This window comes from Pseudomonas sp. XP1 (genome assembly GCF_053557675.1).
The window spans coordinates 1238-13572 of record NZ_JBNRIJ010000029.1 but is presented as its reverse complement, the minus strand read 5'-3'; the positions used below and the strand labels follow the sequence as shown (position 1 = coordinate 13572).

At 60.4% G+C, this 12335-nt stretch carries 5 protein-coding genes and 5 tRNA genes; 4 read left to right on the top strand and 6 right to left on the bottom strand.

Translation table 11 applies throughout. The annotated features are described in order from the left end of the window. Window positions 1-22: 22 nt before the first annotated feature. The gene (locus tag ACK1U9_RS20375) at window positions 23-1846 is read right to left on the bottom strand and encodes a hypothetical protein (RefSeq protein WP_108480081.1); all 1824 of its coding nucleotides are present in this window, start codon (window positions 1844-1846) and stop codon (window positions 23-25) included. Between the two features lie 265 nt (window positions 1847-2111). Between ACK1U9_RS20375 and ACK1U9_RS20370 the strand changes: the two genes are divergently transcribed. The 4 genes from ACK1U9_RS20370 (at window position 2112) to ACK1U9_RS20355 (ending at window position 11539) form a co-directional block, all read left to right on the top strand. Next, complete coding sequence (locus ACK1U9_RS20370) at window positions 2112-2582, top strand: hypothetical protein (protein WP_108480080.1); 471 nt, start codon at window positions 2112-2114, stop codon at window positions 2580-2582. After that, a complete protein-coding gene (locus ACK1U9_RS20365) occupies window positions 2579-7624 on the top strand; it encodes an RHS repeat domain-containing protein (RefSeq protein ID WP_449110144.1) in 5046 nt (1681 codons plus the stop codon). Before ACK1U9_RS20370 ends, ACK1U9_RS20365 begins: the two co-directional genes overlap by 4 nt. Window positions 7625-7922: 298 nt before the next feature. Then, entirely contained in the window at window positions 7923-10466 is a 2544-nt protein-coding gene (locus tag ACK1U9_RS20360) for a fimbria/pilus outer membrane usher protein (RefSeq protein WP_375136298.1), read from the top strand. After that, window positions 10463-11539: a fimbrial protein gene (locus ACK1U9_RS20355; protein WP_108480077.1), complete on the top strand. Its 1077-nt coding sequence runs from the start codon at window positions 10463-10465 to the stop codon at window positions 11537-11539. Before ACK1U9_RS20360 ends, ACK1U9_RS20355 begins: the two co-directional genes overlap by 4 nt. A 100-nt stretch (window positions 11540-11639) precedes the next feature. Here the strand turns inward: ACK1U9_RS20355 and ACK1U9_RS20350 are convergent. From ACK1U9_RS20350 to ACK1U9_RS20330, 5 genes are all read right to left on the bottom strand, one after another. Beyond that, window positions 11640-11715 (bottom strand) — tRNA-Gly (locus ACK1U9_RS20350). Between the two features lie 84 nt (window positions 11716-11799). Further along, window positions 11800-11875, bottom strand: a tRNA-Gly gene (locus tag ACK1U9_RS20345). A 3-nt stretch (window positions 11876-11878) separates the two neighbouring features. Further along, window positions 11879-11954: transfer RNA gene (locus ACK1U9_RS20340), tRNA-Glu, on the bottom strand. 91 nt (window positions 11955-12045) lie between these two features. Beyond that, window positions 12046-12121: transfer RNA gene (locus ACK1U9_RS20335), tRNA-Gly, on the bottom strand. Window positions 12122-12125: 4 nt separating this feature from the next. Continuing rightward, a tRNA-Glu gene (locus ACK1U9_RS20330) sits at window positions 12126-12201 on the bottom strand. Window positions 12202-12335: the final 134 nt, after the last annotated feature.

Genomic DNA, 12335 nt, shown 5'->3' with positions numbered 1-12335 from the left:
GACTGGGCATGAATAAATCAACTCAAGGTTGCAAAGTAGGCGCCAAACTCTTCAAATTGATGTAATGGGCCCCGCCGTCAAGACTCAACCGTACATGCAACGTAAAGCGCGTTTCGAATTTCAGCCTTTCCAATATTTTTTGCTTGTTTAACTTTGCCTTGATACCATTTTCTGCCTCCTCCCCGGTAACAGGCTCAGACGCGTCACGGATAATCTCTTTCAGCTCGCCATCTGCTTCGCCCGGATTTTCAGGCGGTGTCACGCCGGTTATTGACAACTCGATCAAATCGCCTTTGCGAGCAAATGCCCAATTATCCAATTCAAGATCGGCGCCCTCTTCGGGCACTTCTGACAAGTACAAGTTACCGCCAGCCATCGACGGATTCACAATTGCAATTTGCGGATATTCACCTATCGGCACGGGTGTGATACGCAGGTGATAGGGATCGGACTCGCTCGGGTCGCCATCGCCGTATACCTGGTACACCACTTCAAAACGCCGGCCCTCATCGATCGGGCCCCGGCCCATGTTCGCTGGCACGTATTCGGCCGGGATGTGGAAGCGAAGCGGATTGTCGACATCAGGCGTTTTGGCGATGTACTCGCCGTACTCAGGCCAGCCGCGCCATTCGACTTCCGCCCGTTCGCCCGACAACAGCACGCCGTCCGGGAGTTTCACCCAAACCCCGCTGAGCCCATCGTTGGCATCCAGTGTGCCGCGGTCCTTTGCGTCCGGGGTTGCCTTGATGACGTCCGGTGCAGACAGTACGCGCATGATGCCTATCTTGACCGACAGCTCGAGTGAACGCTGCCCGGCGCCTTCACGACCATAATGGTAGGAAAGCCTGACGGTCGCTCCCTGGTTCTCGGCCAGGTAATCGAACGGGATATGAAAAGAGACATCACCTACGACTTCAGTACTGGCATCCACGCGAATGGTCTGCAGGAAATCGCGCACAGGGCTACGCCAGCTCAACGTGACCCGATCCGCGATCGCCATGTCGGGGTAACCCTTCACGACGATCGTCAAACCATTCCTGAAGTGTTCAGGGTGCAGTTCGTCACCCGGAACATGGCCTTCGATAATGGGTTCAGGCAAGTAACCAGGCAAGGGTGCGCCAGAGTCGATTTCGAATATCTGCTTGGGTGACTTGGCTGTTTTCCCATTAACGAAATCAATTTCATAATCGACCTCAGCACGACCTGGGTCGATAAACCGAAACACATTCTTGCCGACGGTGAAGGTCAGGGCCTTGTTATCCAGATGCTCTTTAGTCACCTCCAATTGATCGGTGATAGGCGTTTGCGGATTGCCATCCTCATCGAACCCCATCAAGGTGAACTTGATGATGTCACCTATTGTCTGCGTTTGATAAGAAGGCACGACAAATGTCACCCCTGCCGCATCCAGATCATCGGGTTGTATGTACAGTTTGTGCGATTCAAGCGCGAGAGCGACAGGCAAGCCCTCGGGATTTTCCGCTGCCCTTAGCCCAATGAAAGAGAACACCCGACGTGACTTCAGGATCTCGGTCCCGGTGTCCACGGTATAGGAATAAAGTGACTCGCCGTCTTTGGCCGCCTTAACAATATCATTTCTGATGAATACCTTAAGCCCATTCTTTACGTCATCCTCCGAAGGGAAATGGTCACCCTTGTCATCAAAAGACTCGCCGGAAGCGTTTACGCCCCACCAATCGGTAGAAACTACATGTGTCGTGTCCATGCCGTCGTACTTGATGACAGTTTCCAGTTTGTCCGTACCCAACTTCTCAAGATCGATCTCTTTCCTGTCATTTCGCAAACGGATGAAAGGCTCTTCCAGCCCGTCAAGCTTTTTACTCATAACTGCTTCCTCGCTCTCGCACCCGGGCTGACCAACTGCCTGCAGCAGCGGTCAAATCAATCGAATGCGAGGAAGTTATAGAGGCTATGTTCCAGCCTCACAACTAGCAGAAATAACAGGTGCTCGCGCCGCGGACAGCATCCGCAGGCATAGGCCTCGTGCATCCACCTATCAAATTTGCCAGGTGTCGGCGCACGCCAGATTTTCTACTCTGCACCTGCAACAGGCGCGCCTGTCAATTTAAAAGCCCTGAAAGGACTGCCCCATGAATCCGACACAGCCCGACACAGCCAAGACCGCTGGAACCATTACGGTTTACACCACGAATGATGACCACCGAGCATACGAAGTTCCTGCCGAAGGCAGTGACCAGACTGTTCGCTTTTCGCTAGACGGCTTTAAAGCACGGCAGATCCATATGATCGGCATTCCCTCGGCCGCCACCATTACCTGGGAATCGAAAGATCGGGTGGACGGTAAACCGAAATGGTGGGTGACGTTCAAAACCACCCATTCGCCTTCATCGCTGGAAAAGAACGACATTGATCAGTATGTCACTCGCAACGCAAAGAACAGCTTCGTACGCACCGCGCTCGGCATTCTGGTCGTCGACAAATCTGAAAATGCTGCAGACAGAGACACACTCGGCGAAATAATCGTCAAGGTTTCAGCCCCACGTCGAGAGCCCAATGCAACCGCTCCTGTCGCTGCGCCCGTCCATGGAGAACAACCATGACCCTGCAAAGCAACGCAACCAACTTCGCCAGCTACACCCATGGCAGCGTTGATGTGCGTACCGGGCTGTACGGCTTCACCCTGGAAGTGCCACCGCTCAATGCCAACTTCCTGCAAGGCCCCAAGCTGCCCGTGGACCTGACCTTCAACCCGCTGAACACCTTCAACGCCGGCTACGGCATCGGCTGGGACTTCAAGTTCAGCCGCTACGACCTGAGCACCCATAGGCTCAGCCTGTACACCGGCGAAAGCTTCGCCGTCTCCGACCAGGGCCCTGGCCAACCGGCCGTGATCCACGAGCAGAAGTTCAAGGCCTTCACCTTCGAGCACATCGGCAGCCACGATGCCCCGCGCTTCCTCGTCACACACACCCACCACCTGCGCGAAATCCTCGAGCCCCTCCGCGCCGATGACTCGATATTCCTGCCGACACGGGTCGAGACCCTCGCCGGCCTCGGCATCAACTTGCGCTACGACGACCTCGGCCGGCTGCTGTCCATCACGGACGATTTCGATCAATCGCTGCTCACCCTCGAATTCGAAGGCAACAGCCAGGTGCAATTGCACGTGCACCCCGGCACTGAAGCCCACCAGCAGTTCACCCTGAAGTTCGACGGTGAAGAGTTGCGCTCCCTGATGATGCCCGCCAGCGACCAGCTCGACTGGACGTTCCACTACGACCGCATGGCCGGCATGCCTTTCCTGCAGCGGCTCACCCGGCCCTTCGGCGGCGAAGAGCGCATCCGCTACAAGGAACGCGGCCACCAGTACCCCGGCATCGACGAGTACCTGCCCCATGTGATCGAGCACCTGGAAATCCCCGACCCGCTGGACGAAGCCCACGCGATCAAGACCACCTACCAGTACAGCGGCGAAAACTTCCTGGGCAACGGCGCATCCGGCCTGGTCTGGGACAAGGAGTCCAACCGCGACCAGCTCTACCGCTTCGTCGGCAACAGCTACAACTACCACACCACGGTCAGCCACTACCTGGATGACAAGGTGTCGAAAACCGTCAGGTACACCTTCAACCGCTTCCACCTGATGACCGAGCAGGTCACCGACGAAGCCGGCTGCATCCTCACCGTCAGCACCGAGTACCACGACAAGGCGGGCAGCTTCGAGTCCCAGGACGTGCGGGTGCAGTTGCCGAAAAAGATGACCAAGACCTGGACCCAGCGAGACACCCAGTTGCACCGCAAGGAATGGGTCGAAACCGATTACGACACCGACGGCAACCTTGTGCGGGAAACCCTCGCCAACGGCATGATCATGCTGCGCGAGTTCTACCCCGCCAGTGGCGCCAAGGGGTGCCCGCCCGACCCCGATGGCTTCAAGCGCAACCTCAAGAGCCTCACCGTCTACCCGGCCGAGGGCGAACCGGCCAAGGTCCTGCGCACACGCTACACCTACCGCTCGCTGCCCAGGCTGGCCACCGCGCAGGCACCCCGGCAGGCCGACAGCTGGCTGGCCACCGACGGCTGGCTGGTGGTCGACAGCGTGCAGGAGCTGGAAGTCGTCGACGGCGGCGAAAAACTGCTGCGCCGCGAGGACATCACCCACCTGAACATGCCCGCCAATGCGTTCCTGCATGGGCGCATCGACTTCAAGACCACCGAGCTGGGCAAGACCTGGTCGCGCACCGAATGGCGCCATCAGCAGAGCAACGATGACAACGGCAAGCCGACCCGGGTGCGCACCACCACCACCTTCAAGCCCCATGGCGGCACGCTGGAAAGAACCCTCAGCAGCCTGCACAGTGCCTTGCGCGACCAACCCGTCGAAACGCAAGACACCAACGGCGTGCAAACCCGCTACGGCTACGACATCGTCAACCGGCCGAGCATCGAGACCGTGGCGCCCGGCGACACCGACACCGCCAGCCGCACCTATCGCTATGGCCGGGCCACGGAAAACCAGCGCACCCTGTGGTATGCCGAGACCACCGACGTCAACAAGGTGGTCACCCGCACCTACCATGACGGGCTCAACCGCCCGGTGCGCGAAGAGCGCACCCTGGTCGCGCTGGACGACCCGCAGTCCAGCACCCGGATCACCCGCAAGGTCTGGGAAAAAACCTACGACACCCGCGGCCGTGTCGACAGCGAGATCCGGTTCGACTACGTGCCCGCCGCGCCCGGCAGCGACAACGCCGACGAGCAGGTCATCGCGCTGACCTCGCACTACCGCTACGACGCCTGGGGGAATCGATGCGAGGAGCAAAGAACGGATGGGGTCAAGCTCGTCACCCTGTTCTCGCCCTTCGGCACCGACGGCAACCACATCGAGCAGTGGCAGGAAAGCCGCGACCAGCCGGGCATCAGGCAGAACCACCGCGTGGTGGAGTACAACCGCTTCGACAAACCGGTCTACGAATACAACCTGCACCTGCCCGTCGACGCCGAAGCAGGCGCCAAGCCGGTGGAAGTCGACCGCACCGACTACCTCTACGATGGCCTGGGCCAGGCCGTGAAGGAAACCCTGAGCTTCGCGCCCGAGCACAACATCAAGCCGCGCGTCACCGAATACCGGTATGACGCCTGGAAACGCCACTTCGAAACCGTGCGCCCCAATGGCAGCGTGCTGACGCGCACCTTTGACGAACGCAGTACCGCAGAACTCACCACCCTGCTGGAAATCCGCGCGTACAGCGGCGCAGCACCGCGACCGGTGTGCAAACGCAGCTTCGACGGGCTCGAACGCCTGACCAGCGTAACGGTTGGCCCGCGTGTGGAAACCTACCAGTACCGCGGCCAGACCGACCTGGTGGACACCCGCACCTTCAGCAACACCGACCCGGCCCACAAAGACAAGCCCAAACAGGTCGAGCGCTACGACTACAAGCCGGCACTGACCCCCGAGCCCACCCTGATCAGCACCACCCTGGAACACGCGCAAGGGCCACAGGCCGCCAACGAAGCCACGTTCGCCTACCGCCCCAGCAGTGCCGAAGTGGTCAGCGCCGGCAACGAGCAGGGGGCCCGCGTCTACGCCTACACCGACCAGGGGTACCTGGCCCGGGAAGAATGGAACGGCACCGATGCGCAGCAGTACACCATCGACAACCGTCACTCCCTGCAAGGCCGCCTGCTCTATCGCAAGCACAGCGACGGCGACGCCTGCCTGTACGAGCATGACCCACTGGCGCGGCTGACCAGCGTCACCCAGGGCCACCTGCAGGCCGTGCTCGCCTACGACAGCATGGGCCGGCTGCACACCCTTACCACCCGTGACACCCGCGACCCGGAAAACCGCTATGTACGCACCACCCAGACCTACGACGACCTGGGCCGTGAGCACCGGCGCACGCTGCAAACCCCCGACCAGACGCAAATGCTGGAGCTGCAATGGCTGGACGGCACCACGTTGAAGTCACGCACCCTCTACAACCTCACCGATGCGGGCGAACACGAATGCCTGCGCCAGGAAATGTTCGAATATGACGCACTCAACCGCCTGGTGATCCAGGATTACCTGGGCGACTGGGGCAAAGAGGGCAAAGAGGGCAAGACGAGCGAACGCTGGCAGGCCTTGCCGCGCAACGCCAAGGGCCGCGCCATCCGCGGCAAGACCTACGCCTTCGATGCCATGGACAACCTCGAGCGCTGCCTGACGCGGTTTGCCGATGGCAGCGAGGACACCGCGAAATTCAGCTATGCAAACGACGACAGCTTCCAGTTGACCAAGGTGGCCCACACCCTGCTCGAAGACTACCCGGCCACACAAGCCTTCACCTATGACTTGCGCGGCAACAGGCTCAACGACGAGCAAGGGCGCCCGCTGGAGTACGACCTGCGAGGCCGCCTGGAGCGTGTGCGCGAGACCGACGGCAGTGAACGGGTGCGTTACCTGTACGACGGCCATGACCAGTTGCTGGCCAGCGTGCACGGTGACGAGGCCCGCAAGGTGCAGCGGCGATACCAGGACCATCGGCTGGAGGCCACCCGGGAAGGCAGCCTGCTGACCCAGTACCTGCTGGGTGACACCCATGCCCTGGCGGTGCAGCGCTCGGACGCCCCCACCGACCCGCTGCTGCTGCTGACCGACAATGCCGGCAGCATCGTCACCGAGGTGGACGCCGAAGGCACCCGCCCCGCCAGCTACACCGCCTATGGCGAACGCCAGGACGACAACGGCATGCACTGCCTGCTGGCATTCAACGGCGAGCTTCGCGAGGAGGCCACGGGCTGCTACCTGCTGGGCAGCGGTTACCGCGCCTACACTCCGGAACACGGCTTCAACAGTCCCGACTCGATGCCACCGGAAGAGGTCGGGATCAACCCCTACCTGTATGCCCTGGGCAACCCGGTCAAGTGGGGGGACCCTACCGGGCATAAGGCTCAGCCGCTCGCTGACAGTGGCGTGGCTGAGTACGAAGAGGAGACAGGGGCCACGAAGACCGAGTTGAAGTGGCTTGTAGTTGTTTTTTCTGCTGCCATACTAATTGGAATGGTCATCGCCACAAAATCGCGTATCCCTTTGGCAGCCATATCTCCCATAGCCTGGGTCGGTATAGCTGTACAAGGTATCGGCTTGGGCGTGCAAATCGCGGGAGCAAAACTTGCAAAGGAAAAACCTAAGGTTTCCGACGCACTCTATTATGCTGGCATGGTAATTAGCCTCATCGGCGTTGCGATTACTTTCGGGGGCCTGGCCAGACCTCGACTATATCGTTCTGGACCCTCAAGTTTCCCAAGCCGGCTATCCTACCCTCCTCAAGCGAACCACAATCCTATGGCGACAAACCACGCATCAAACATGCAGAGCCGTCTTTCAGCAGCGCACAACCGTTCACTGGCAGCTCGTTTGAATGCAAGACTTCCACCTCCATCTTACGAAACAGTAGCACCGCCATCTTACAATGAGGCCATAGAGATGGGTAACTTATCGTCCGGAAACACCCCGGTGCTGCAAACACCGCCTTCATCTGCACCGGTATCCGCGTCATCTTTGTCAACGTCTAATTCTGGTAGTCAAGGAGACTATCGATATGTAAGGACGCCCGTTTACGTAAATAAACCGACGGTCCGGCCTTGGCCTTGATCCTCAAACCCGACCCGACACGCTTTACCGCCCTCACACTCCAAGACGCATAGGTTTTCAACCAGACGGCGCTCCCGGCAGCAATATTCGCCGGGAGTCACCACCCCTTCCCTGTCCATATCTCTCTGCAGCGCGCAAGACTGTTCCTACATCCACCTCAGACCTCCCTCCCTACCCTGTCTGTCCCGAACCCGGCGCCGTCAGCCTCCCCTGATGCATGCCGCTTTCTGCATACAGCCAAGCCCCAGCTCCTGCCTCAGCCCCGGAGCCAAGGGTGCCATAGGGACCTTCCATGCCCATGCTTCACTGCCGCAGGCCTGCCTTGACACCTCCACTGCCCGCGTTGGTGGGCAGTTCATTACTACTGCTGTCGATCACGCCAACCTTCGCCGCTACGCCGCGCTTCCAGGCCGAGTTCATGCACCAAGCCGCAGGCCAGGCCAGCGAGGCCGGTGCCTTTGCCCTGCAAGCGCTGGCCGAGCAAACCCCTCTGGCAGCCGGGCGCTACCGCGTGCAGGTCGTGGTCAATGACACCACGCCCTACACGCGCGAGATCGACATTCACAATAACGACGGGCAGGGCCTGCAGGCCTGCCTGACCGGCGAGCTGCTGCGCGCCTTCGACCTGCGCGAAGAAGCCCTCGATACGCCATTGCCCACCGACGACACCTGCCTGGACCTGGCCACCCTGGTGCCCGAGGCGCAGGCCGACTTCGACCCGCAACGCCTGCACCTGGCATTGTCCATCCCCCAGATCGCCATGCGCCGACACACCGCAGGGTCAGTACCCGAAGCGCGCTGGGATGCCGGCATCACTGCCGCGTTCGTCAACTACCAGGCATCGGCACAGCACTACAGCAGCGACAGCGGCCGCCGCCGCAGCAGCCAGGACCTGTACCTGAACAGCGGCATCAATGTCGCCGGCTGGCGCCTGCGCAGCACCCAGGCGCTTCGTGACAGCACCGATGGCCAATTCGACAGTCGCCACAGCGACACTTATGCGCAAAGCGATGTGCCGGGGCTGCGGGCCAACATCACCCTGGGCGAAACCTCCACTGGCGACGACGTGTTTCGCAGCGTGCCCTTCGTCGGCGCACGGCTGGCTTCGGACCTGGACATGTACTCCGACACCGAACAACAGTACGCCCCGGTTATCCGCGGGGTAGCCCAGACCCGCGCGAAACTGGAGGTGCTGCACAACGGCTACCCGATCTACTCCACCTACGTGGCACCCGGGCCATACGCCATCGATGACCTCAGTGTCGGTGCCAGCCATGGTGAACTGGAGGTGATTCTTACAGAAGCCGATGGGCAGGTACGCCGTTTCACCCAACCCTATTCGTCACTGGGCAACCTGCTGCGCGAGGGTGTATGGCGCTACAGCGCAACCGTGGGTCGCTACAACGGGGCCGAGGAGCTGGACCGGCCACGGTTCTGGGAGGGCACGCTGGCCCGGGGCGGGGTCTGGGACAGCACGCTGTATGGCGGTGTGTTCACCAGCGATTACTACCGCGCCGGCGCCTTGGGTGTCGCCCGTGACTTCGCCGATCTGGGTGCGCTGTCGTTCGACGTCACCCACGCAAACACCAACCTCGGCAGCCTGAAAGGCCAGGTGCAAGGGCAGAGCTTTACCACGCGTTATGGCAAGAGCTTCGCAACCGGTACCAATCTGCGCTTCGCCGGCTATCGTTATTCGACCGAAGGCTACCGCGATTTTGTCGAGGCCGTCCGGGAACGCAACCAGTCCGCGCATTACCTGGGCAACCGCCGCAGCCGACTGGAAGCTTCGGTCTACCAGAATGTCGGCAATGGCTCGCTGAGCCTTACGTTCTCGCAGGATGATTACTGGGGCAGCACTGCCCAACGCCGTCAGTACCAGGTGCAGTACAACACGCGCTGGCGTGACGTGAGCATCAACCTGTTCGCCTCCCAGGCCCTGACCGACAACACCGGCGATAACCGCATGTTCGGCCTGAGCCTGTCGCTGCCCCTGGATTTTGGCCGCCGCCATACCGCCAGTTTCGACCTGCAACGCTATGACGGCCGCTACAGCGAGCGTGCCAGCCTCAGCGGCGGGATGATGAACAACCAGCTCGGCTACCAGGTATCGCTGAGCAACGACCAGCAAAACAACACCAGCGGCGCACTGTCCCTGGCCCATCAAGGGACCAACGTCAGCTACGGGGGCGGCTACACCCAGGGTGCCGACTACCGCAGTGTGTCGCTCAACGCCAGCGGTGCTCTGCTGGCCCACGGTTCTGGCATCGTATTGGGCCCCTACATGGGCGAGACCGGCGCCCTGGTGCACGTGCCTGACGTTGCCGGCATCACCCTGGCAAACACGCCTTCGAGCCAGGCCAACCGCCAGGGCTACCTGCTGGCATCGAACCTGCGCCCTTACCGGCTGAATTCGCTGTTGCTGGATACCGACGAGCTTTCGCCGGAGACCATCATCGACAATGCCACGCAACAGGTTGTGCCACGCCGGGGCGCCATCGTCAAAGCCAGCTTCGCCAGCCGCCAGGTGATGCGCATGGTCCTGACCCTGCAGCAGGCGGACGGCCGCCCATTGCCATTCGGCACACAGATAAGCGATGCCCAGGGCAATGTCTTGGCGGTGGTCGGCCAGGCCGGCCAGGCGCTGGTCGCCAGCGATGTACCGGGGCTCCAGCAATTGCAAGCGCGGTGGGCAGACCAAGCCACCCGCGAATGCCAGGTGACGGTCAACCCCGGCGAAATTCCCCAGGTCAATGGCTACCGCCTGAAAACATTAACGTGCCAACCCCGGCATGCACCGTCTTCAACCCAAACCGACATGAATCACCAGGAACACACCTCATGAGCACATTTCGATGCACGGCACCGCGCCCTGCCGTCACCGCTGCCTGCGCCTTGGCATTGGGGCTGCTCTGCAGCGAGGCACAGGCCAGATGCGATTGGGAAACGGGCGCTACCTACATGAGCTTCAATCTTGACGTGGGCACCCGCTGGGTACCACGGGACGCCCCAATCGGGAGCGAGATTGCCAGCATCCGATTGAATGTTCCGAACGACTCGAGGGCGGCACTGAACTGTTTTTATGAGGCCTCGCCCCCTACGACCTTCAGCATGCCCGCCTCAACGGCCATGGCCTTGGGTGTGCCTGTTCAGGGTCAGCGTTTTGCCGACAGAGTGCTACGCACCAACATCGACGGTATCGGTGCCATCGTCACCGTGGGCCCACCCTTCACGGGTACGGCGAACAATTCGTTCACACCCGACGACAACAAACTGACCATTCCTTACAAGGGCACCATGCGCACGGATACAGGATTCGCTGCGAGAGTGGCCAACTTCAGAGGCACCTTGCAACTGATCAAGACCGGCCCGATACCTGCAGGCGAATACGACCTGAACAGAGAATTGTTCCACGGGCTTACAAATGACAAAGGCAAGGTCATGGACTTCAGCGTACGTGGCAAGATCAGGCAAGCGCAATGCAAGTTGCTGGGCAACCCAGTCAGCGCCGACCCGGTCAGGTTTGCAGACCACACGCTCGCTGATTTTACCGGCCCTGGGCCAGTGGGCACCGAGGTGGCGTTCAACATCCGCCTCAGCGACTGCGATGACGACAGTACCGCGCCCACGGCCTTCGCCCATATCGAACTGGACGGCACCAACGGCTCATCGGTGGTAGACGCCGATCAGGGGGTCTTCAGCCTGGGCACGGGTTCCACGGCAGACGGCTTCGGTGTTCAGATCATGCACGGTGACGGGCGGCCACTGCCGCTGCAGAAAGCCGTCGGGGTGAAACGACTGAATGTCGGCGAAACCCTGCTGGACTTCAAGGCACGCTACTTCCAGCTCGAACCCAAGGAGAAGGTGAAGGCTGGCCTGGCGAAGGCCTCGTTGAAATTCACAATCAGCTACAAGTGAGCAAAACACAGGCGCCTTGCGACAGGGCGCCTTGGCAGGCCAATTTCAGAAAGGCGAAAACGAAGAAAGGGACTTGCGTCCCTTTCTTCGTTCTTCGATTTGGAGCGGGAAACGAGACTCGAACTCGCGACCCCGACCTTGGCAAGGTCGTGCTCTACCAACTGAGCTATTCCCGCATTGTGAAGCTGTACCACTATCGGCGTGAAGAGCCTTGAAGACCTTCACCACCACTGCACCGCATAGACGCCACAGTATTGAACTGGAGCGGGAAACGAGACTCGAACTCGCGACCCCGACCTTGGCAAGGTCGTGCTCTACCAACTGAGCTATTCCCGCAAATGGCGTCCCCTAGGGGACTCGAACCCCTGTTACCGCCGTGAAAGGGCGGTGTCCTAGGCCACTAGACGAAGGGGACACACGACACTTTTCAGTGCACCAGGTTTGAACCTCACGATTCAGCCTGGATTTTCTTTTCCTGCCCCGCCATTAAGCGCTGCCGGAGAAACTGGAGCGGGAAACGAGACTCGAACTCGCGACCCCGACCTTGGCAAGGTCGTGCTCTACCAACTGAGCTATTCCCGCAATTTGGCGTCCCCTAGGGGACTCGAACCCCTGTTACCGCCGTGAAAGGGCGGTGTCCTAGGCCACTAGACGAAGGGGACACGCTGCTGGCATTACTGCCTGCTTTCACTCCCTGCCGCGTTTCGCTGTGTGCTTTACGCTGCAAGTGGCGCGCATTCTATGGATGGTTCGGACAGGCGTCAACCCCTTTGTAGAAATTTATTTAAATCAATGA